Here is a 21,703-nt window from a genome sequence, read left to right on the forward strand (position 1 = left end):
TAAATTATAGCTTTTATGTTGCTCATTATGTTCGCTTTGAAAAAGTTACTTGGCGGCTTGCTTATGCCGCTCCCTTTAATTGGTCTTTTTACACTTATAGCTTTGTTTTTGGCATTCAAGGGTCGCAAGTTTTCTTTAGTAATTGCATTTTTTGGACTTTCAACATTGTTGGCAATCAGTACACCATTTGTTGCTAACCAAATTTTAAAAAACAACGAGCCAACAAGCCTTTCTTTTCACCCTTCAAAACACCCAGAATTAGACAAAATAGTTGTGCTTGGGTGCGATATAAATCCTAACTCTGTCTTAAGTGCTAATAACCAATTAGGTAATTGCGCGCTAACCCGACTAGTTGAAGGAGTCAAACTCGCTAAGTACTACCCAAAATCACAGCTTATTGTTTCTGGCGGCGGTTATGAGAATATTACTAACAGCAGCTTGATGTATCAAACTGCCATTGAGTTAGGCATTAATAAAAATAGGCTTTTGCAAAACCCAAAGGCAATGGATACAGCGCAAGAAGCTGCGCTACTAGCGCCTAAGCTAGTTGATTTTAAGGTAGCGTTAGTAACTTCGGTACTGCATATGCCCAGAGCCCAGGACTTGTTTTCGGCCCAAGGTGTAACAAGCATTCCTGCAGCAACTGACTTTCACAATTTTGCAGCGCTTCCTTTTCATAAACAGCTCGTTCCAAATGCGCAAGCACTACTAGCCGTAACGCAATACAGCCATGAAGTTATAGGAACAACGTGGATAAAAGTCCGTCGATGGCTAGACCCTGAGGCACTTTAAACAACTTGCAAAAAGCCACCTGCTAACTCGTAAATTTGATTTGTTTACAATGAATGTTTGTCGAGCAAGAAAATAAAATATCAATACTTTAAGATATGTGGGTAAGGCTCTTCACTAGATTTTTTGTTAAACAATAACGTCACTTTACTGTCGTTGTTTTGTAGGTGGGTGTTTTGTCCAAAGCCGATAGAGTATAACTAAAAATATCCCTAACAATAATATACTCAGTGCGGTTAAGCTCTCTACACCTATAGACTCAAATGTAGCTCCAAAAGTATAGCCTCCGCCAACTAAAATAATGACCCATAAAGCAGCTGAACAGGCATTTAAGGTGCTAAATAGGGGCCAAGATATATCGGTTAGCCCTACAGGGAGCGCTCCAATTGTGCGCATACCTTTGGGGTATCGATATAAAAAAATGTAAGCCATGCCGTAACGCTTAGCAAGCGCACTCGCTGTTTGAAATAGTTGACCAATTTTATTAGGTTTTTCAAGCCATGAAGTGCCATAAGCTCTTGCAAGAGCAAACCGTATCTCATCGCCAATATACCCTCCCATAAAAGTAGCTAAAATAACTAATTTAATATCAAGCGCGCCGATTTGAGCAGCATAACCTGCAAATAAAGGTAACCAGCCGCTTTTCAATGCACAATAGCCAAATAGCAATAGGTAAACAAATAAGCCGTACTGCTCAAGTAGAGCTAAAACACCTTCCATTGCGGTCCTTATAAGGTCATTTTAATAAAACTAGAAATACATAACGAATTAAGTAAATTAAAAGATCTTTATGAGAGACCAAACCACTTACCTTACTTTTACAACCGGTTTATTTTATTCGCTTTCATTTAAGCAGTGTATATAAAGAAAGCGTGTCTACTTCCCACGCTCTGAACACTCTCAATTTATACTCAACTCACTAGACAACAAATTTAAACACGCCCTCACTTCAATATAAGTAAATAAAGTCTATTAGAGCAGAGCTTGTACACTATCCGTTGTCGCCCCTATTTAACTGGCGTTAAATTCAAGGCTTTAAATTTTAAAATATAACGAGTACTAAAATTAATAATCTTAAATATCACAGTAGCTTAAACAGGATTATCAATATCAATAAAGCTAACCTCAAAACCGTACTCCAGGGCAAGTAGCTCGCCCAGAGCTTTTATACCGTAGCGTTCGGTTGCATGATGCCCTGCTGCAAAAAAATCAATATTTTGTTCTCGTGAACTATGAATAGTTTGCTCAGACGCTTCACCTGTTAAATAAGCGTCAATACCTTGCTCCGCAGCTAAATCAATATAACCTTGACCTCCACCAGTACACAGCGCAATAGTTTGTATTTTACTTGAACGAACTAAGCTTGTGAGAGGGGCTCGATTAAGTACCTTAGCTATTTTTGATGCAAATTCATCTCCACTTAGCGCTGTTTTAAGGCGCCCTTTCACTGCTACACTGTTAGCAACAGGCTCAAGGCCTTCTTGAATTTCAATATCTAATAATTTTGCAAGCTGCGCGTTATTACCAATCTCTGGGTGAATATCTAAAGGGAGGTGATAAGCAAATAAATTAATATCGTGAGCCAATAAGGCGCCTATTCTCCGCTTTTTCATCCCAGTAATAGGTTGAGACTCGCCTTTCCAAAAATAACCATGATGGACCAAGATAGCGTCTGCTTGCTCATCAATTGCAGCGTCAATTAAAGCTTGGCTCGCTGTTACTCCGGTAACAATTTTTTTTATTTCATTTTTACCCTCAACTTGTAATCCATTTGGGCAAAAATCCTTAATATTGTGAGGCTTTAAAATATCATTTAATAATTGGTTAAATTCTTGACGTTGCATACGCGTAACCTTACTTTGCACTGAATTTTGTGCAAATTTTGGCGTTTATTGCTTTAAAATGGAAGGAAAATCGCAAAAAATTGAAAAACTGATTCAAAATAGGTATAAATAGCTTCTCTTTATCTGTGTTCACAACGTATAGGGTCTCTGATGAGCAAACTAGACAAAACAGAAGTACTATCTGCCTTTGAAGCAGCGTATGAAGCTGCTAATGGTAAAAAACCTGAAATTACAACTAAACCAGGCTGGTACAGCATCGATGGCGGAAAAAACTTACGCCTAGCTGACGTAGCTGAGCTAACTAAAGAATTAAGCAGTGGTAAAGCAACACCGGCACCTGCTGAAAAAGCGCCAGCTAAAAAAACTAAAACCAAAAAAGCTGCGCCTGTTACTGCTCAGAAAAAAGCGCCATTCACTGTGGTTACACAAAGTGAAGATGGTTACACCGCAGAAGAATTGTGGATTGTAATCCTAGCGCGTAAAGATCATGACTGTCGCCTACCGCGCGGTGTTGTTTAATCAACATTAATGATTTTAAAAGAAACCGCGTTAAGCGGTTTTTTTATGCCTGCTGTTTATAATTTGTAAAATAAAAAAGCGGCATAAAAGCCGCTTTTTAAAGACGTTAATTAAAATTGTTACTTTTCAAAATAAAGCGGCTGGCGTGCTTTTTTGCCAACCTCATTCATCGTTTCTGCATTAAATAAACGACCATTAATCATTGTATAATCAACCTTATCAGAGCTGCGAATATCAATTAACGGATCGCCATCAATCACCATTAAATCAGCCAGTTTACCCACTTCAAGCGAGCCTACGTTTTTATCAAGCCCTAAGTACTTAGCTGGATCGAGTGTTGATGCGCGTATGGCTTCTAGTGGCGTCATGCCACCTTGGGCAAACATCCACATTTCCCAATGTGCACCTAACCCCTCACGTTGACCATGCGCTCCTAAGTTAACTAAAACACCTAAGTCTTGTAGCTCAGCCGACACACGTGCGTTGTTAAAATGATTATAGTGATGATCGGGTGCTTTAACACGACGCATAGAACGCGGCAGCAACTGATTTTGAGGCACAAACTTACTTAAACGAGGGTGATTCCACACGTCAGTTTTATCATACCAATAGTTTTCACCCCATATACCACCATAGGCAACAACAAGCGTTGGTGTGTAACCCACATCACTTTGTGACCATAATTGTTTTATATCATCGTATATGTTTTCTACAGGAATGGAATGCTCAATACCTGTATGTCCATCAACCACCATGCTCAAATTATGTTGCAGTAGCGAACCGCCTTCTGGCACAACCATCATTTCAAGTTCGCGACCTGCTTCAACGACTTGTTGGCGCTGCTCACGACGGGGTTGATTGTATGATTTAACACTAAAAGCACCGACTTTCTTTAAGCGTTCTAAGTGAAATTTAGCATCTTCTAACGAATCAATATGCGAGGTATAACCCGGCATATTAGCCCCATACAAAATAGTTCCTGTAGAGAAAATACGCGGACCAACAATCATGCCTGCTTTTTGCATTTCGCTTGCAGTGAATATTTCGGTGGTGTCGTTAGAGGGATCATGAATAGTCGTAACACCTAAAGCTAAACCTGCAAAGTTTTTCCAATTTTGCTGAGGAATTATTTCATTGCTCCCTTGAGAACCATGAGCATGGGCGTCAACAATACCTGGCATGATGGTTTTACCTGTAACGTCTATAACGTCTGCATCTTTTGGTATGCTTAATTCAGAAGCTGGGCCTACAGCTTTTATATGCTTGCCATCAGTAATTATTACTCCGTTTTCAATGACTTTATCACCATTCATCGTAATAATTTTACCGCCAGTTAAAGCAATCATGCCTTTTGGCTCATTCACCTTCTTACTAAATCCGATGTTTTCGCCATTTTTAACTTTAAAATCAGCGTCGCTTTTACTGTTAATCGCAAATACACCGTTTAAATTTGCATGGTAAAGCTCAGGCCCTAGTGTCCAATAAAGTTTGCTGCTATCGGCACTCCAGCTAATACTTTCACCAGCACGCACAGATAGCTGCTCTATAGGGAATTTACTGTCTTTAGGTCCAATACTTATGGCCTTCCCACTTTCAACTAATGGCGTTACATACACTTTAAATCGCTCAGCAAAAGCAAGATACTCCCCATCTGGAGATACTCTAAATTCAGTAGCATGCTCAGATTCATAAAGTTTATATACTTTTTTGCTTTCTAGCTCTACAACACTCAGCGATGGCTTTGGCCATGGGCTCATTACAAATACACGGTCGTTGTCAGCCCCAAACTGTGGTTGATATCCACTTTTAGAAATCAGCTCACTTTTACCGCCTTTTGCGCTAACGCTATAAATACCTGGATTCAATGACCATTTAGGATTTAAAATACTGCCACCGCTGGCTTTACGATAAACAACCGTTTTACCATTTGGGCTAAACGTTGGTTCTACATACTTGCCTGGTTCTTGTGTAATTGTGTCGCCTCGACCACTGCGAGAAGATACAACGCGCACTTGGCCTTGCTTGTTATCGTTCCACGTGGTGTAAACTATTTTTTTACCATCACGAGAATACTGCGGAAATAATTCAAAATGATCTGTTTGTTTTGTTAAACGCTTAATTTTTCCAGATTCTAAATCGCGTTTATAAATATAGCCTAACGCTTCAAAAATAGCGGTTTCACCGTCGGGGCTTACTTGTACATTACGCAGCATTTTTACGTCAAATTCATCAGTGTCTAAATTTTGAGTAAAACGAAGCGCTGGTTGAATCTTTTTAGTGGTTTCTACTTTAAATGCAATCGGGCTAACTGATTTGTCAGTCACGTCAACAGATTGAATTTTACCACCCGCCCAAAAAACCAATTCTTTATTATCGGGTGTCCAGGCAATTGTAGGATATACGCCGTGAATAGCCCACGTTTCTTGCATGTCACGCTCTAACTTATCGTACACCTGAGTGTGCTCACCCGTGCTTAAATCATAAAGATACAAACTAGTTTGAAAGTCGTCTCGCTTAATGTAAGCAAGCGTTTTTCCATCTGGCGATGGAGTTGGTCTAATTGCGCCACCCATACCATCAATAATTGTTTCTATTTCACCTGTTTCACGATCGTAGCGCTTAATTTTATATATACCCGCTACAGAATCCTTTGAATAGTGAAACGTTTTACCTGGTGTAGCATCATGAGAAAAATACACATAACGCCCATCAGGTGAAAACATTGGCTCACCTAAATCTTTTTGGTCGTTCTCGCGTTTAGTCAGCTGAACCCCTTTACCACCTGCTTTATGGTATAGCCATACTTCACCAGCACCAAGTGAACGACTAGCCGTAAAGTGTTTACGCGCCACTAAAAAATCGCCATCAGGGCTCCACGCTGGACTATTTAACAGTCTAAACGTTTCGTTGGTTACTGCACTTTGGTTTTCACCGTTTAAATCCATAACCCAAATATTGTCGCCGCCACCTTGATCAGAAGTAAACGCAATGTGTTCACCATCGGGGCTAAAACGAGGTTGCATTTGCCATGCTATATCAGAGGTTAATTGTGTTGCAGTACCGCCACTCATTGGCATTGTGTAAATGTCGCCTAGTAAGTCAAATACAATGGTTTTGCCATCTGGGCTAATATCAATGTTCATCCATGTGCCTTGTTCTACGCTAATTTTAGCGTCAACAAATTGCCCTTTAGGAGAATCTACTTGCCATTTTTGTTCATCTTTTTTATCGGTTGATTCAGCATGTGCTTGCCCAAGAGCTAATGACACTGACAAAGCCAACGCCGTATGCAGCAATTTCTTCATAACTTTCTCGCTTATTATTGTTGCTGTGTGTTTTAACCGATTGCAACAAAAACAACCAAAAGTTACCAGCGTTATTTGATAAAGCGCAGTTTATTACGTTTAATGCCAAGAAATGGGGTCAAATTGATAGTAGTTAACCAGCATTCTATATATTTCTGGATCGTAGCGTCGTAACTCTGCTGGTTTTTCAATAAAGGTTTCGGTGATCACCGCAAAAAACTCGGCCTCGTTTGTTGCACCATAACTATGAATAACGTGAGGCATACTATACGCCACATGACTTTTAAGCTGCGTAAAGGCACGACTAAATACCCTTGCCCACTCTTTATAATCAGCCGAGCTTTTTAAAAGTGGCGTACCTGTTGTTTTACCTGTTTCCTGATCTAACTGATGAGCAAATTCGTGAAACACCAAGTTATGACCATCACTGGGTAAGCGGCTTCCTTCTAATACATCATGCCAACTGAGTACCAGTGTTCCCCCAGGCCACGATTCACCTTGCCTCACCGTATTATGATAACTGACTAAGCCAGCGCTATCTCGCGTGGTTTGTGGGGCATAGTAAGCGCTTGGGTACAATAGTATTTCTTTTACATTAGTATAAAGAGGCCACGGTTTGTTAAGCACGAGTACGCAGGCATCAGCAGCAACAATAAGTTTCATGGCAGGTGTGAGTTTTAATCCATCGCAACCAATAAAGCGCTTTTCATTTAAAAACCAAACAATATGTCTCTCAAGTTTGGCTCTATCAGCATCCGTCATCTTTCGGTAAATAGGCATACAGCGCAGTAAGATATCTTTTTGCTGAGAGCTTAAACCCATACGTTGATACTTATTGCGCCAAAGGAAGGCTTGAATAGAAGGCCATTGCCAAAGTATCGCCACAAATAACACTAAAACACCAATTAACAGTCCATTTATCATGGCAATACCCTAAACATATATGTGCCTTTATAAATATGTTCACCGGGATGAATTTTCAACTGCTGTGGTTATTATAGATTTTTAAAATACTTTTTTTACTACCGTCATTTACATTTAAAATGATCACACTCAGCTTGTAACACCTTTACAAAGCGCGCAACGTGTAGACCATCCATTAAAGAGTGATGTACGTCAACAGACAGTGGCATCGTGCCAGCTTGTTTGTCGTATTGACCAAATACAAATTTAGGGATCCCTAAACTTTGCCCTTCGCTAAATGCATGTGAAAAAGCGCTAAAATTAAGCCATGGTAAAACAGATATATGAATTAAATCAGCTTGCCCCTCTGTATTGGCAAATGCGTCGCTAAATAGTGAGTTTGACTTAGATTGTTTACTTACTTTCTCGCTATTGGCTGAGAACTCTTTGAAAGAGCCCAAATAATCAAAATAACTAAATACAAAGCACTCGTCTTCATCAAGTTCAACAACACTTGCACGGATGCTTGTAAGTAACCAGGGCTTGGATTCTATAATTCGTAACATAATTGGTTCATAAGCGAAGCAAGCTTTTAGTGTGCAATAAACATAGGCTTGAAAAAACGATATATTTTGAGCCTTACAGTAATCAAACAGTGTTTGTGCGTTTAGCTGAACACACACATTAAAGTATGGCTGGGTAAAATTTTTAAATAGTTCAAAATGTTGTTTACGAGGCCAGCTATCAAAGTCGATAGGCTGCATATTCGAAGTTGACGTCATTATACATACCACACTTAATTAAAAATAAAGTGTAACGTTGTTTCATAAAAATAGCATTAATAACAAAAAAGGGGACGCAAATGCATCCCCTTTCTTCAAGACCTAAATATAAATCTAAAGGCCATTTTGTATTATTTCTTGAGCAAGCTCATCTGCAATTAAGTGCGTCGATTTTTGCTCTTTTTCGCTGCGAGCAAAAATTTCTGTTAGCGTATTAAAAATACCCTCAACGTGTTTATTAGAGGCCTCAACGGTATAACCTTCTGGCGCAGTTTCGTAATAAACATTAATAATACCCCCTGCGTTTATAACGTAATCTGGCGCATACAAAATGCCTTTTTCACGAATAATTTCACCATGGCGTGATTGTGCTAACTGATTATTAGCACAACCAGCAATAATGGTTGCTTTAATACGAGGTATAGTGTCATCGTTTATGGTTGCGCCTAATGCACAGGGTGCATACACATCTACATCTAAGTCATAAATGTCATCAATACCAACAGCTGTTGCACCAAAATCGTTAACAACACGATCAATTGCAACCTGGTTTATATCTGTCACAAACAACTTAGCACCTGCATCAACTAAGTGCTGACACAAGCCGTAAGCAACAGCCCCTAAACCTTGTACAGCTACTTTTATGCCCGAGAAGTCTTGGTGGCCGCGTTGGTGCTGCAGTGCAGCTTTAATGCCTAAAAAAGTACCGTATGCAGTAAAAGGAGATGGGTTTCCACTTTTGCCTTCAAGGCCTAGAACGTAATTTGTTTCTTTGTTCATTAAAGCAACGTCGGCACAGGTAATATTGACGTCTTCTGCTGAGTAATAGCTACCATTCAAACGCTCTAATTGGCGACCAAATGCACGAAAAAGGTGTTCTGATTTAATGTCTTTGGCGTTACCAATAATGACAGATTTTCCACCACCAAAAGGAAGGCGCGCAACCGCATTTTTGTAAGTCATCCCTTTTGATAAACGCAAAACATCATACACTGCGTCTTCATCTTTAGCGTAATCCCACATTCTACACCCACCAACAGCAGGCCCCAACTTGGTACTATGCACAGCAATAATTGCTTTTAAACCTGACTCTTTGTCAGAACAAAAGACTACTTGTTCATGGTTATCAAATTCAACTTGATTAAACACAGCCACTTAAAATACTCCGAAAAATTGACCCGTGAGAGGGTGTACGCGCTGGAAATTGTCGAGACTTTACCACTTCAAGATAGTGTTCGCCACACATCAAGATGATAAAGCTAACAAACACCAAGTGATTAAATTAAATAATCAACTTATAACTTATTAACAAATAAAAAATTTAAAATGAATTACAAAAATAGACATTAAATTTAAAATAACACAAGGGCAAACTTCTTTACGTTTACGTTAGCGTAACCATTGATTTTTCCGTAAAGTTTTTAATACACCCACCATTTACACGCAAGCAATTGTTATTTAATGATTTATATTTATATAAACAATTACCACACAACTGGTAAGATCAGTTTTACTCAATATTGATGATTTTAAAATAAAAAAGCGAGCACATGGCTCGCTTCATAAACAAAGATAACAATTACTTTAATTTGCTATCAAGCTCAGCAATTTTTGCCTTCCAAATCGCAGGACCTTGCGTATGTGCATTGGCACCTTCGCTATCTACTGCAACCGTTACAGGCATGTCTTCAACTTCAAACTCGTAAATCGCTTCCATACCTAGATCTTCAAACGCAACTACACGCGCTTTTTTAATCGCTTTAGATACTAAATATGCAGCACCACCTACAGCCATCAAGTAAACAGATTTATGCTCTTTGATTGAATCAACCGTTGCAGGGCCGCGCTCTGCTTTACCAATCATGCCTACAATGCCAGTTTTTTCTAGCATCATATCGGTAAACTTATCCATACGTGTTGCTGTAGTTGGGCCTGCAGGGCCTACTGCTTCATCACCAACAGCGTCTACAGGGCCAACGTAGTATATAAATTTATTATCAAAATCAACGCCTTCAGGTAAGCCTTCGCCAGAGTTGATCATGTCTTGCAAACGTTTATGCGCTGCATCACGGCCAGTTAAAATGGTGCCTGAAAGTAAAACGGTTTCACCCATTTTCCATTCTTGAACATCATCTTTCGTCAGCGTGTCTAAATTTACACGACGTGTCCCCTCACCTACTTCAAAGGTTACTTCAGGCCAATCCTCAAGCTTTGGCGCTTTTAAATCAGCAGGACCTGAACCATCCAAAGTAAAGTGCACGTGACGAGTTGCTGCACAGTTAGGGATCATCACCACTGGTTTTGATGCTGCATGGGTAGGAGCGGTTTTAATTTTAATATCAACAACCGTTGTTAACCCGCCCAGGCCTTGTGCACCAATACCTAGTTTGTTTGCACGTTCGAATATTTCTAGGCGAAGCTTTTCTTCTGTAGTTTCCGCCCCACGCTCCATAAGCTCATGGATATCAACCGGATCCATCAATGACTCTTTAGCCATTACTGCAGCTTTTTCTGCAGTACCACCAATACCTATACCCAGCATGCCTGGCGGACACCAGCCAGCACCCATTGTAGGCAGTGTTTTTTCTACCCAGGCAGCAACATCGTCTGAAGGGTTTAACATAACCATTTTACTTTTGTTTTCAGAGCCGCCACCTTTTGCTGCAACCATGACTTCTACTTCGCCACCAGCTACCAAATCGATGTGAACAACCGAAGGTGTATTATCTTTTGTGTTTTTACGAGTACCAGCAGGGTCTGCAACAATAGAAGCACGAAGCGGGTTATCTGGATTCAAATACGCACGGCGAGTACCTTCATCAACCATTTGTTGAACTGTTAAGTCTGTTTTATCCCACTTAACATCCATACCCACTTTTACAAAACACGTAATAATACCTGTATCTTGACAAAGCGGACGCTTGCCTTCAGCCGACATACGCGAGTTAATTAAAATTTGCGCAATAGCATCTTTAGCAGCTTTACTTTGTTCTTTGTTATAAGCTTTTTCTAATGCTTGAACAAAATCAAGTGGATGGTAGAACGAAATATATTGCAATGCATCTTCAATGCTATCAATAAAGTCTTGCTGACGGATTGTACTCATAATGGTTCCTTAAGTTAGCTTTACGCTTAAGCGTAATCTATACCAAACCGGTGACGGTGGTTTGTACTGTTTTAATTACAACGTTGATTTTATACTAAACGCTGCCAAAAAAATTTGACTTATGATACCCTCCCAGCCCGTTTGGAGCCAGTTCTTATAGGGGTAGTAAATGCTAAACAATAAAAATAATTGTATAAAATTATCAATAACACAAAATTGTATTGATGTATTTTCGCATTTTTCTCATCTGCCTCATGCCATACTGCTCGACTCTGCTAATAGCGACCATGTAAATAGTCGCTACGACATAATTTCCATAGAACCTGAACACTTGCTTGAAGTGAGCGATAACAAAACATTATTCAATGGCGAGCCAAGTGAGCTAACCTGTTTTGAAATAATGAATACCCATTTGCGCAAACTCAGTAACACAAAAGCACCTTTTGACTTGCCCTTTAATGGAGGTTGGTTAGGTTATTTCGGCTATGACTTGGGTCGTATAATTGAAAAAATGCCAACCATAGCAGAGCAAGATATACACTTACCGCAAATGGCTGTAGGCCTTTATTTAGATGCACTTATTTTTGATAGACAGCAAAATGCGTGGTTTTATGTTTCACAGCCACATGTTGAAAGACGCTCGCTTTACGAGAAATATCTAGCATCAACTCCAATTGACGCAAAGTTTGAGTTAACGTCTGAGTGGTTTTCTAATATGAGCCAAACCCAATACGCCAAAAAGTTTGCTGTAATTGAAGACTATTTAAAAAGCGGTGATTGTTATCAAATTAATCTAGCGCAGCGCTTTAAAGCCCAATATAGCGGTGACCCTTGGTCAGCGTATGTTAAATTACGCGAAGCTAATAAAGCGCCTTTTTCAAGTTTTATTAATCATCCTGCAGGCGCTATTTTGTCAATTTCGCCTGAGCGCTTTATATCGATCCAAAACAATATTGTAGAAACTAAACCAATAAAAGGGACACTTGCACGTAAAGCTGACGCCTACGAAGATAGTGCACAAGCGTTAAAACTTGCAAACTCATCCAAAGATCGCGCAGAAAACGTGATGATTGTAGATTTACTTCGTAACGACTTAGGTAAAGTAGCCAAACCCGGCAGTGTTAAAGTGCCTTCTTTATTCGCAATTGAAAGTTTTCCGGCCGTACACCATTTAGTAAGTACAGTGACCGCCGAACTCGATATCAATAAAACAGCCGTTGATCAACTCGAGGCCGCTTTTCCTGGTGGCTCTATTACTGGAGCACCTAAAATACGCGCGATGGAAATTATAGAGGAGCTAGAACCTCATCAGCGCAGTGTTTACTGTGGCTCTATAGGTTATTTAAGTGCCTGCGGTAATATGGATACCAGTATTACTATTCGAACTTTAGTTTGTTATGAGCAGCATATTTACTGTTGGGCCGGAGGCGGAATTGTCGCTGATTCTAAAGTCGAATTGGAATACCAAGAGACTTACGATAAGGTAAATAAAATTTTACCTTTATTAAAGAGTAGGTGATCTTGAATAGTGACTTTATTAAAACGCGCTTTCAATTAAGCCCAACCGCTGCGCCAAATCAAATAAAAGACTCTCGAAATAAACGCGCCAGTGCCGTTATGTTGCCCATTATAGATGTAGCCGGACAGGCACATATTTTACTGTGTAAGCGCCCTACTTATTTGCATCATCACCCAGGTGAAATTTGCTTACCCGGTGGTAAATTTGAGGCAAGCGACAAAACGCTTCGTACAACGGCACTACGTGAATTGAAAGAAGAGTTAAACATTGCGCACAAAGATGTAAATATCCTTGGCAATTTACCAGAGTACTCCACCTTAACTGGGTTTAGTATTCGTCCCTACGTATGTGTTTTAAATAAAAATACGCAGTGGGTAAACGATCACAATGAAGTACAGGCTAGCTTTTTACTCTCCTTAGATGAATTAAGTACTGAAGCTAACTGGCAACCTTTGCCATTTCAACGTTTTGGTAAAGAAATCACTCTGCAGGGGTTTGTTACCCCCCATGGGTTACTTTGGGGAGCAACTGCTAGCATTATAAAAAACTTTACAAAACAACTAGCCTTACCAGTTTAAATCTTCGTTAATAATAGTTACATGCTAACAATTCCGCGTTATTATGCTCGACCGTTCAAAGAGCAGCCTCGGGCTGAGTAAATTAATAAGAGACACACACTATGATCAGTGCATTTGATATGTTTAGCATTGGTATTGGCCCTTCGTCATCACACACCGTTGGCCCAATGCGCGCATCACGCTTATTTGTTAATGAACTCCATGAAAAACAGCTATTAAAAAGTGTTACCGATATAAAAGTAGAGCTATATGGATCGTTAGGTCAAACAGGTATAGGTCATGGTTCTGGCAAAGCTGTTGTACTTGGCTTAGCAGGCTATGACCCAGAAACAATCGATGCCGATTTAGTCGATGATATTTTATTAACTATCGAGCAAGAACAAGTTATTTATTTAAACCAAACACACAAAGCCAACTTTCCTAAGCAAGGTGCTATTGTTTTTCATCGTCGTAAAACGCTCCCAAAGCACTCTAATGCAATGGAGATTATTGCTTCAAATAATGGTGAAAAGCTTTATAGCAAAGTGTACTACTCTATCGGCGGCGGCTTTATTGTTACCGACGAAGAATTTGAAAACGAAAAGCAAGCAGCGCTCGATATTAGAGAAGAAAACCCAGCGCCATACCCTTTTAGTAGCGCAAAAGAGCTACTTGAAATGTGTAAAGACTCAGGCCTGAGTGTATCTAGCTTGATGATGAAAAACGAACGCACACTTCGAACCGAAGACGCTATAAAAGATGAGTTATTTCATATTTGGCAAGTAATGAAAGCCTGTATTGAGCGCGGAATGCGTACTGAAGGAATTTTACCTGGCGGTTTAAAAGTAAAACGACGTGCCCCCAGCCTATTCTTAAAACTGAATATCGAAGTGAGCAACGATCCACTCAGAGCAATGGATTGGGTCGACCTATTTGCACTTGCCGTTAATGAAGAAAATGCGGCCGGTGGACGAGTGGTAACAGCCCCCACTAATGGTGCTGCAGGCATTCTACCCGCTGTGCTTATGTACTATCATACATTTGTAAAAGAAGTAGACCGCGACATTGCCACGCGTTATTTACTAACAGCCGCTGCAATTGGTATTTTATATAAAAAAAATGCGTCTATTTCTGGTGCCGAAGTGGGCTGCCAAGGCGAAGTGGGTGTAGCGTGTTCAATGGCCGCCGGAGCATTAACTGAAATTGTGGGTGGTAATGTTGTACAAGTTGAAAACGCAGCTGAAATAGGCATGGAGCATAATTTAGGTTTAACGTGCGACCCTGTTGGCGGCTTAGTGCAAGTTCCTTGTATTGAACGTAATGCGATGGGGGCTATAAAAGCCATCAATGCTTCTCGATTGGCAATTCGTGGTAGTGGCGAGCAAAAAGTATCACTTGATAAAGTAATAAAAACCATGCTTGAAACAGGTAATGATATGAAAACAAAATACAAAGAAACCGCGCGCGGTGGTTTAGCCGTTAACATTATTGAGTGTTAGGCTAACCTTAAACAAAAAAACCGACTATTAATAAATAGTCGGTTTTTTTGTTATCAGACCCAGTGCTACTTTACAGGTAACTCTATATCTTCAAATAACTTATCTACATCATCTTGATTACGTAATAAACTCGCGCGCTCCACACGCTCTTTAGTTAAATGCGGCGCAAATCGTTCTATAAAGTCATACATATAAGTACGTAAAAAGCTGCCTTTTCTAAAGCCAATTTTTGTTGTGCTAGCTTCAAATAAGTGACTTGCATCAATGCAGACTAAATCAGTATCAGTGATTTCATCAATCGCCATTGAAGCCACTACCCCTACGCCAAGCCCTAAACGAACATAGGTTTTAATTACATCGGCATCAGTCGCCGTAAATACAATATGCGGCTCTAACCCATGGGCGCTAAATGCTTTGTCTAATTCAGAGCGACCCGTAAAACCAAATACATAAGTAATTAGCGGGTATTCGGCAATATCTGCTACCGTTAAACTATTGGCTTTTTTAGCAAGTGGATGATCCTTTGCAACAACAATACTGCGATTCCAATGATAACAAGGCAACATAACTAAATCAGAGTATAAATGAAGCGCTTCAGTTGCAATGGCAAAATCGGCATCGCCCCTTGCTGCGGCATCAGATATTTGTTGCGGTGTACCTTGGTGCATATGCAATGATACTGCAGGGTATTTTTTCATAAACCCCTGAATCACACTAGGTAAAGCATAACGTGCTTGAGTGTGCGTTGTTGCTATATTGAGCTTACCTTGGTCCGGTAATGTGTGTTCGTTAGCCACCGCTTTTATACCTTCTACCTTTGAAAGTATCTCACGCGAGATATTTATAATATCTTCACCGGCACTAGTTACATGCGTTAAATGCTTGCCACTTCGCCCAAAAATTTGAACACCTAACTCATCTTCTAACATACGTACTTGTTTAGAAATACCAGGCTGTGAGGTGAATAAACTCTCAGCCGTTGCTGAAACATTTAATTTATGATTTTGTACTTCTACTATGTATCTGAGTTGTTGTAATTTCATGGTTGCATTTTTACGTTGTAATTTATTATAAATAAAGGCAATTCTATAAAGCTAGATCAGTTTTACCGGTAGCGTTGATTAAGCTTATAGCGTGCATTTATCGAAGTGGTGCTCAAGGCTAGCATAATAAATATACTTGAGGTAGCCATGATTAGACGAATTAATCTCATAGTCCTTATATTTAACGACAGTTAATTTACCTAATTTGAAGTTAATTCGCGCAAAACTACCCCGATGGCTTATATTTAATGTAATATTAAAAAATTAGGTTATGAATCCGAGAATTACACCATGATCGTGTCTATTATAATTGTCCTTATAGTTGCTTTGGTTGTGATTGCACTTTGGGTAAGTGCTGTTCAGCAACACAAAGAAAAACAAGAAAATGAGCGCCGAAAAGAACTCACAAAACAAAAGGCGATCATTGAAGAAACTGAAGAAGCATTAATGAACCAGGCTAATATTCCGCTATCTGAAAACGTTATTAGGGTTCTACAAAGCCGAATTGCCGAAGCACTCAAAACAATGGTTACGCATTCGCCAACCTCAAAAGCGCTAAAGAGCCGTTTAGAAGAAATGAAACAGCATCTCTCTAACCCGGTGCAAGGAACCAGTAGTGAGTCATTAGCATTACCAAGTAACGACAAACAGCTTGTTGCGCTAATTCAAGGGATTAAAAAATTACGTGTGATCCTACGTTCTGAACACACTAAGGGCCGTGTTAATAGCCAAGTATTTACAGGCGAAGACAAACTACTTGAGAAATTACAGCTTAAAATAAATATAGAAAGCCAAATTAAACGCGGTATTTCGGCACGTTCTGCGAGTATGGTTGGCTCTGCTAGACAATATTTTGAAAAAGCCTACGCAACGCTTAGTGCAGTGCCTTATTCAGACGAATATGTAAATGCTAAACGTCAAGAAGTGGAACGTTACTTAGAGGAAATTAGCGTCGAGCTAAAAGCATCTAACGCAAGCGCCCTAAAAAAGAAAAACGAGCAAGAACAAGACGATTTAGATGTGCTGTTTGCTCCAAAAAAGAAATGGTAACAGCAGCTTTCCACTGAATAATAAAAAAAGCCCATACTGTGTATGGGCTTTTTTAGCATTAAATTTTATAACCTAGAGTTTAGCTTCCCCAACAGGGATAAATCACATAACGTCGCTGGTAGTTATATATCAAAACAAAACTTTGTTATTTATGATAAAAACGCGAATTTAACAATAAATAACACGGTTAATATCCATACACTAATTGTTATTTCACTGCGTTTACCACAAAGCAACTTAACCGCCGTATATGAAATAAAACCAAGCGCAATACCATGCGCAATTGAAAACGTAAGCGGCGTCATTAACAGCACAACGGCTACTGGAATAGCGTCAGTCATATCGTCCCAGTCCACAAACTTTAGGTTTTGTAACATAAGTACAGCAACATATAAGATTGCGCCCGCTGTTGCATAAGCTGGTACCATATTAGCTAACGGTGCAAAGAACATCATTAGCAAAAAGCAGCAACCAACTACCACTGCAGTTAAGCCTGTACGCCCACCAACAGATACACCCGCCACCGACTCTATATAAGATGTGGTTGTTGAGGTACCTAACATTGCACCTGCAATGGTGGCTGAGCTATCGGCACTGAGTGCACGTCCTAAGCGTGGCATGTTTCCTTTTTCATCTGCAAGACCAGCCTTTTGCGTTACAGCTACAAGAGTACCTGACGTGTCAAACAAATCGACAAACAAAAATGCAAAAATAACACTAAGCATTGAAAGTTCTAAAGCAGCAGCAAAATCCAACTGCATAAAAGTAGGTAAAATTGAAGGCGGTGCAGCAATAATTCCCTGGTATTCAACTAAACCTAAACCAAGTGAGATAGCAGTAACCAATAAAATACTGATCAACACTCCACTTTTAAAATCACGATATAACAATGCCGCAATAATAAAAAAGCTAAATATAGCCAGTAACGGTCCCGCAGATGTTATTTCACCCAACTGCACAAATGTAGCTGGGCTTGCCACAATAATGCCTGCATTTTTAAGTGCTATTAAGGCTAAAAATGCGCCAATGCCTGTCGCAATAGCCCGTTTTAAAACTAATGGAATGGCATTTATTATCCATTCTCTAACCTTAAATAAACTTAGTAATAAAAATATACAACCCGACATAAATACTGCGCCCAACGCAGCTTCCCAGGTGTATCCCATACCTAATACAACGCCATACGTAAAGAAGGCGTTTAACCCCATGCCAGGTGCTAAAGCTAATGGGTAATTGGCCCATAACCCCATAATAAAACAACCTATTGCAGCAGCAATACAAGTAGCAACAAAAGCAGCACCTTGATCCATTCCCGCTTCTGCTAACATCGCAGGGTTCACGAATACAATGTAAACCATTGTGATAAAAGTAGTCATTCCGGCGATGCATTCTCGTCGAACCGTGGACCCATTTTCGTTAATTTTAAATAAAGCTTCTAACATAATGAACTTACAACAATAAAAAGTAGCGAGATTTTATCATAAAAAGTATATTTTTCAGGACATTTTACCTTGCGATATACTAAACTATTGAAGTAGTTAACTATACCGAATGACAGCATATGATAAAAACCACACCAACAGGTTATGATTTAGAACAACAATTAGACAATATTTTGTCTTTTGTGACACAACCAGGCGATACTAATTCGTCACCTGAAAATGATAGCTCTCAACAAAGTACGCTGAATAAGGCGCTATATTATTTAAAAAATAACCAGCCTGCTTTAGCTGCAAAGTGGATGCGCTTATCGGCAATGTCTGGTGATCACCGAGGGCAATTTTATTTAGGCTTGTTTTTTGTAAAAGGCCAAGGTGTTCCACAAAGTGTATTTCATGGAGTTGCTTGGCTTAGCTTATCGAGTAGCCAGGGCCATGAGCCAGCTACAGTTGCGCTTGCTGATTTAAGAAAATATATAGAAACAAAGCGTTTTAAGGATGCCCAATGTTATGCAGCCAGTTTATATGAACAAATTCATCAATTACAATATGCCCATTTAATCCCCCCTGTCCCTTAGTAAAAGCCCGAAACTTAGCTCGTAAAAGTACTGTATACAGTACAGAGCTATAATTTAAATTTATAAAAAACGTAAGCAAACCTTTTCAACCTGTATAAAAAAAACTCACCCACTAACATTCCAGTTTAAATAAAAGCGATAAATATCAACAGTATAAACATTAAAATACACATTCTTAAAAATAGAATATAAATTTGTATAAAAAAATAGCAAAAAAACACTTGCGCCATAACACTGTATAAACTACTGTATACATGTACTGTATATAAACCCAGTGAGCGAGATGATATGTTACAGCCAATAACCGTAAGAACAGTAAAAAGCTATCAACAAGACGAACTATCTGATTGTGTTAACGTGATTCAAATCGAAGATGATATATCGGCAACGTTTGAGCTGTTAAAGGTGCTACACCAGTATAATAGTTTAAATGCTTGGACTTTATTAATCGCACCAGATCATGTTCCTAGTAAAGCTTTGCTTGATTCATGTTCAATAGACACAAGTAAACTATTAGTCATTAGGCAAAAACATTTAGTAAATTTAGAATATGTACTGCGTAGCGCACTGCATAATGGTAACTTTGCAGCGGTCATTACATGGACTGATATGTTAAACAATCAGTTATTGAGCAACTTATCGCTTAACTTAAGTAACACAAAAACAAAGTTATACTGTTTTACTAAAAATTCTGACGTACTTGATATACCTTACATACAGCAAGCTTGCTAAAATGATGTTTTAAATCTTATGTAACAATTATGAATTATTTAAATAACAACACTTGCTTTTGTGGAAACCAAAAAAATTACGAAGATTGCTGTGAACCACTGCTATTAGGTGATAAACAAGCAGAAACACCCGAGCAGTTAATGCGCTCTAGGTATACAGCTTACGTACAAAAAAATGCTAAATACGTATACCAAACATATGCAAGTGAAAAGCAAGCTGAAAACCCTGTAAATGAAATTAAAGAATTTGCGACCAGTTGTCGATTTGTAAGCTTATCTGTTATTGAAACAAACAGCGATGAAAATAAAGGGGTCGTTGAGTTTAAAGCTACCTATTTTTATCAAAACCTATATTGTGTGTTACATGAGCGCTCTCAATTTATAAAAGAGCAACACCAGTGGCGATATCTCGATGGTATTATATTTCCGGTCGCTGATATAAAAGTTGGCAGGAATGATGATTGCCCTTGTGGCAGCGCAATAAAATACAAAAAATGCCATAGCGCGTAATCCCCTCTTTTTAAGTGAAGTACATTATTTACTTCACTCCGTTGCTAATTAAATACTCACATTTAATGCATAGCTTCGTAAATTTATTAAACACAACTCCCTTTATAACCTTTTAGATTTAGTACTAACTCTATTAATGAAGTGGTTAATATTGAGGGAAAAGGTAGTGTTAATAACAATTCAACAGTTAAAGCCCTAAAACGATGTAAAATACTTTGAGCTAGCTCAAAAGAAAAAAGCTTGAAGGTAATCTATAGGCATAAAAAATGGGCCAATGGCCCATTTAAATAATTTGATATGCACAAACGCTAATTATTACTCGTCGTTATCAAGGTCTAGCTGTTGACGCTGTGCAGGTTTTGCCAATATTTCTAAGTAAAAAGACATCAATTCTTGCTTTTCAATATCACTAATACAGTTGCTGATTTCAGCTACATGAACCACTTGCGCATCTTCAACCGTTTTACCAAACTTACAGTCAAATGCCCAATAATCTGCATCTTCTGGTAGAGTTTTGTTGCGCTCTCTTTTCAAATATTTTTTCACTTCATGCTTTGCAGCATCAACCATACGAGGGTATTTGATTTTCTCGTGATTTAGCGTGAATGTTTTCTTCATTACGTTCCTAATTACCTTGGTTTAATGATAACGGCATTCATGTCATACCATTTGTAGCCATTATAGCAATTGCATTTAATTTTTGGATGCTTTTTTTACATTAAATCAATTTTTAGTCAATTCGGATTTGGTGCAGTCGTAAAATTTAATCAGGGATGGGTAGTGTAACTAGACACTATTTGATGAAATCATAAATTATGCCATCGTCAAATGTAATGGTTCACGCTGATTTACGTCTGTTAGAACGTCATAAAAGCCTGCGACATCCATTTTTGGATTATCTATTTCTATTTCGTCTTTTTGTAAACGTCTTCGCACAGCAAGTTCACAATTATCTATAATGGGTAGGGGTATGTGGTTTACATCATCTCTAATCGAAAAGGGCTCAGGGTTTAAACACTGATTTAGCTTTATATCGGCCATGCCTTTATTTTCACCAACCGAAGACAAACGCTGTGCATTAAACTGCCCAATTAGCATATTAAATTCACTGGGTGCTAATGGCTGCTTTGGTCCTGCTCCTAATTGCTCTCTTAACTGCGCTTCTTGAGTTGTGTTATCTTCAATTTCACTTTTAGGTAAATGAAATTGACTAAAATCTAAAGCATCTTGTGAAAGCATTGCTAACAGCAATGAAAATTCACCACGGCGGTCTGCATGTACACTTTGGTTTAACCGAGTACTTAATTGCTGCTCTGTGATTAACAAATCATCGATTTGCATAGACTTTAGCCGATTGGAATGAGTAATGAATATTTATCGGCTTTATTTAAATTTTCTTTAGCTTTTTTCTTTACTTAAAGGCACATTTTGCTATTATCAGCGCCGTTGCATTGGAGGGGTTCCCGAGCGGCCAAAGGGATCAGACTGTAAATCTGACGGCTCAGCCTTCGCTGGTTCGAATCCAGCTC

The 21,703-nt window shown here is 39.0% G+C and carries 20 protein-coding genes; 9 read left to right on the top strand and 11 right to left on the bottom strand.

Going from position 1 to position 21,703, the window contains the following annotated elements; translation table 11 throughout:
- The first annotated feature begins 15 nt into the window (after positions 1-15).
- Positions 16-792 (top strand): YdcF family protein, encoded by a 777-nt coding sequence (locus R0J88_RS05690; protein WP_008127994.1) that lies wholly within the window; start codon positions 16-18, stop codon positions 790-792.
- A gap of 144 nt (positions 793-936) precedes the next feature.
- Here R0J88_RS05690 and R0J88_RS05695 read toward each other — a convergent pair whose 3' ends face one another.
- A complete protein-coding gene (locus R0J88_RS05695) occupies positions 937-1,509 on the bottom strand; it encodes a DedA family protein (RefSeq protein ID WP_410899362.1) in 573 nt (190 codons plus the stop codon).
- 371 nt (positions 1,510-1,880) lie between these two features.
- Positions 1,881-2,633, bottom strand: coding sequence for a Nif3-like dinuclear metal center hexameric protein (locus R0J88_RS05700; protein ID WP_410899363.1), 753 nt, complete (start codon positions 2,631-2,633; stop codon positions 1,881-1,883).
- A 150-nt stretch (positions 2,634-2,783) separates the two neighbouring features.
- Between R0J88_RS05700 and R0J88_RS05705 the strand changes: the two genes are divergently transcribed.
- Positions 2,784-3,152 (top strand): hypothetical protein, encoded by a 369-nt coding sequence (locus R0J88_RS05705; RefSeq protein WP_008127699.1) that lies wholly within the window; start codon positions 2,784-2,786, stop codon positions 3,150-3,152.
- Positions 3,153-3,271: 119 nt separating this feature from the next.
- Here R0J88_RS05705 and R0J88_RS05710 read toward each other — a convergent pair whose 3' ends face one another.
- The 5 genes from R0J88_RS05710 to R0J88_RS05730 all read right to left on the bottom strand — a co-directional run bounded on the left by R0J88_RS05710 (position 3,272) and on the right by R0J88_RS05730 (position 11,248).
- Positions 3,272-6,457, bottom strand: a complete 3,186-nt coding sequence (locus R0J88_RS05710; RefSeq protein ID WP_410899364.1) for an amidohydrolase family protein — start codon at positions 6,455-6,457, stop codon at positions 3,272-3,274.
- Positions 6,458-6,556: 99 nt separating this feature from the next.
- Positions 6,557-7,381, bottom strand: coding sequence for a M90 family metallopeptidase (locus tag R0J88_RS05715; RefSeq protein WP_410899365.1), 825 nt, complete (start codon positions 7,379-7,381; stop codon positions 6,557-6,559).
- 104 nt (positions 7,382-7,485) lie between these two features.
- Entirely contained in the window at positions 7,486-8,124 is a 639-nt protein-coding gene (locus R0J88_RS05720; protein WP_410899375.1) for a chloramphenicol acetyltransferase, read from the bottom strand.
- Positions 8,125-8,256: 132 nt separating this feature from the next.
- Positions 8,257-9,297, bottom strand: coding sequence for a Leu/Phe/Val dehydrogenase (locus R0J88_RS05725; RefSeq protein WP_410899366.1), 1,041 nt, complete (start codon positions 9,295-9,297; stop codon positions 8,257-8,259).
- A 424-nt stretch (positions 9,298-9,721) separates the two neighbouring features.
- Complete coding sequence (locus tag R0J88_RS05730; RefSeq protein WP_039036729.1) at positions 9,722-11,248, bottom strand: fumarate hydratase; 1,527 nt, start codon at positions 11,246-11,248, stop codon at positions 9,722-9,724.
- 169 nt (positions 11,249-11,417) lie between these two features.
- Here R0J88_RS05730 and pabB point away from each other — a divergent pair, with 169 nt between their 5' ends.
- The 3 genes from pabB to R0J88_RS05745 all read left to right on the top strand — a co-directional run bounded on the left by pabB (position 11,418) and on the right by R0J88_RS05745 (position 14,823).
- Positions 11,418-12,767 (top strand): aminodeoxychorismate synthase component I, encoded by a 1,350-nt coding sequence (gene pabB / locus R0J88_RS05735; RefSeq protein WP_410899367.1) that lies wholly within the window; start codon positions 11,418-11,420, stop codon positions 12,765-12,767.
- A gap of 2 nt (positions 12,768-12,769) precedes the next feature.
- A complete protein-coding gene (locus R0J88_RS05740; protein ID WP_243533273.1) occupies positions 12,770-13,345 on the top strand; it encodes an NUDIX hydrolase in 576 nt (191 codons plus the stop codon).
- A 101-nt stretch (positions 13,346-13,446) separates the two neighbouring features.
- Positions 13,447-14,823: an L-serine ammonia-lyase gene (locus R0J88_RS05745; RefSeq protein WP_010557570.1), complete on the top strand. Its 1,377-nt coding sequence runs from the start codon at positions 13,447-13,449 to the stop codon at positions 14,821-14,823.
- A gap of 65 nt (positions 14,824-14,888) precedes the next feature.
- Here R0J88_RS05745 and cysB read toward each other — a convergent pair whose 3' ends face one another.
- Positions 14,889-15,866 carry an HTH-type transcriptional regulator CysB gene (gene cysB / locus R0J88_RS05750; RefSeq protein WP_006792362.1) on the bottom strand — a complete coding sequence of 326 codons (978 nt, stop codon included), beginning with the start codon at positions 15,864-15,866 and terminating at the stop codon, positions 14,889-14,891.
- Between the two features lie 291 nt (positions 15,867-16,157).
- Between cysB and R0J88_RS05755 the strand changes: the two genes are divergently transcribed.
- Positions 16,158-16,916, top strand: coding sequence for a hypothetical protein (locus R0J88_RS05755; protein WP_006792361.1), 759 nt, complete (start codon positions 16,158-16,160; stop codon positions 16,914-16,916).
- A 149-nt stretch (positions 16,917-17,065) separates the two neighbouring features.
- On the opposite strand, the gene R0J88_RS05760 is transcribed toward R0J88_RS05755, so the two are convergent.
- Positions 17,066-18,358, bottom strand: coding sequence for an NCS2 family permease (locus R0J88_RS05760; RefSeq protein ID WP_410899368.1), 1,293 nt, complete (start codon positions 18,356-18,358; stop codon positions 17,066-17,068).
- Positions 18,359-18,477: 119 nt separating this feature from the next.
- Between R0J88_RS05760 and R0J88_RS05765 the strand changes: the two genes are divergently transcribed.
- The 3 genes from R0J88_RS05765 to R0J88_RS05775 all read left to right on the top strand — a co-directional run bounded on the left by R0J88_RS05765 (position 18,478) and on the right by R0J88_RS05775 (position 20,174).
- Positions 18,478-18,933: a tetratricopeptide repeat protein gene (locus tag R0J88_RS05765; RefSeq protein WP_410899369.1), complete on the top strand. Its 456-nt coding sequence runs from the start codon at positions 18,478-18,480 to the stop codon at positions 18,931-18,933.
- A gap of 288 nt (positions 18,934-19,221) precedes the next feature.
- Complete coding sequence (locus tag R0J88_RS05770; protein ID WP_006792358.1) at positions 19,222-19,665, top strand: SulA-like leucine-rich domain-containing protein; 444 nt, start codon at positions 19,222-19,224, stop codon at positions 19,663-19,665.
- 29 nt (positions 19,666-19,694) lie between these two features.
- Positions 19,695-20,174, top strand: coding sequence for a YchJ family protein (locus R0J88_RS05775; protein ID WP_410899370.1), 480 nt, complete (start codon positions 19,695-19,697; stop codon positions 20,172-20,174).
- A 315-nt stretch (positions 20,175-20,489) separates the two neighbouring features.
- Here R0J88_RS05775 and R0J88_RS05780 read toward each other — a convergent pair whose 3' ends face one another.
- Together R0J88_RS05780 and R0J88_RS05785 are read right to left on the bottom strand one after the other, a co-directional pair.
- Positions 20,490-20,792, bottom strand: coding sequence for a DUF6172 family protein (locus R0J88_RS05780; protein ID WP_006792356.1), 303 nt, complete (start codon positions 20,790-20,792; stop codon positions 20,490-20,492).
- A 195-nt stretch (positions 20,793-20,987) separates the two neighbouring features.
- Positions 20,988-21,515 (bottom strand): VC2046/SO_2500 family protein, encoded by a 528-nt coding sequence (locus R0J88_RS05785; RefSeq protein ID WP_039036723.1) that lies wholly within the window; start codon positions 21,513-21,515, stop codon positions 20,988-20,990.
- Positions 21,516-21,703 lie beyond the last annotated feature (188 nt).

Source organism: Pseudoalteromonas sp. SIMBA_162, from assembly GCF_046535955.1.
Taxonomy (GTDB): domain Bacteria; phylum Pseudomonadota; class Gammaproteobacteria; order Enterobacterales; family Alteromonadaceae; genus Pseudoalteromonas; species Pseudoalteromonas marina.

Bases quoted from the DNA above. Each gene is read 5' to 3' on its own strand.
- pabB (WP_410899367.1), top strand. From the start codon at position 11,418: ATGCTAAACAATAAAAATAATTGTATAAAATTATCAATAACACAAAAT.
- R0J88_RS05715 (WP_410899365.1), bottom strand. From the start codon at position 7,381: ATGATAAATGGACTGTTAATTGGTGTTTTAGTGTTATTTGTGGCGATA.
- R0J88_RS05730 (WP_039036729.1), bottom strand. From the start codon at position 11,248: ATGAGTACAATCCGTCAGCAAGACTTTATTGATAGCATTGAAGATGCA.
- R0J88_RS05765 (WP_410899369.1), top strand. From the start codon at position 18,478: ATGATAAAAACCACACCAACAGGTTATGATTTAGAACAACAATTAGAC.
- R0J88_RS05770 (WP_006792358.1), top strand. From the start codon at position 19,222: ATGTTACAGCCAATAACCGTAAGAACAGTAAAAAGCTATCAACAAGAC.
- R0J88_RS05705 (WP_008127699.1), top strand. From the start codon at position 2,784: ATGAGCAAACTAGACAAAACAGAAGTACTATCTGCCTTTGAAGCAGCG.
- R0J88_RS05760 (WP_410899368.1), bottom strand. From the start codon at position 18,358: ATGTTAGAAGCTTTATTTAAAATTAACGAAAATGGGTCCACGGTTCGA.
- R0J88_RS05755 (WP_006792361.1), top strand. From the start codon at position 16,158: ATGATCGTGTCTATTATAATTGTCCTTATAGTTGCTTTGGTTGTGATT.
- R0J88_RS05700 (WP_410899363.1), bottom strand. From the start codon at position 2,633: ATGCAACGTCAAGAATTTAACCAATTATTAAATGATATTTTAAAGCCT.
- R0J88_RS05775 (WP_410899370.1), top strand. From the start codon at position 19,695: ATGAATTATTTAAATAACAACACTTGCTTTTGTGGAAACCAAAAAAAT.
- R0J88_RS05745 (WP_010557570.1), top strand. From the start codon at position 13,447: ATGATCAGTGCATTTGATATGTTTAGCATTGGTATTGGCCCTTCGTCA.
- R0J88_RS05695 (WP_410899362.1), bottom strand. From the start codon at position 1,509: ATGGAAGGTGTTTTAGCTCTACTTGAGCAGTACGGCTTATTTGTTTAC.
- R0J88_RS05780 (WP_006792356.1), bottom strand. From the start codon at position 20,792: ATGAAGAAAACATTCACGCTAAATCACGAGAAAATCAAATACCCTCGT.
- R0J88_RS05690 (WP_008127994.1), top strand. From the start codon at position 16: ATGTTGCTCATTATGTTCGCTTTGAAAAAGTTACTTGGCGGCTTGCTT.
- cysB (WP_006792362.1), bottom strand. From the start codon at position 15,866: ATGAAATTACAACAACTCAGATACATAGTAGAAGTACAAAATCATAAA.
- R0J88_RS05785 (WP_039036723.1), bottom strand. From the start codon at position 21,515: ATGCAAATCGATGATTTGTTAATCACAGAGCAGCAATTAAGTACTCGG.
- R0J88_RS05720 (WP_410899375.1), bottom strand. From the start codon at position 8,124: ATGCAGCCTATCGACTTTGATAGCTGGCCTCGTAAACAACATTTTGAA.
- R0J88_RS05710 (WP_410899364.1), bottom strand. From the start codon at position 6,457: ATGAAGAAATTGCTGCATACGGCGTTGGCTTTGTCAGTGTCATTAGCT.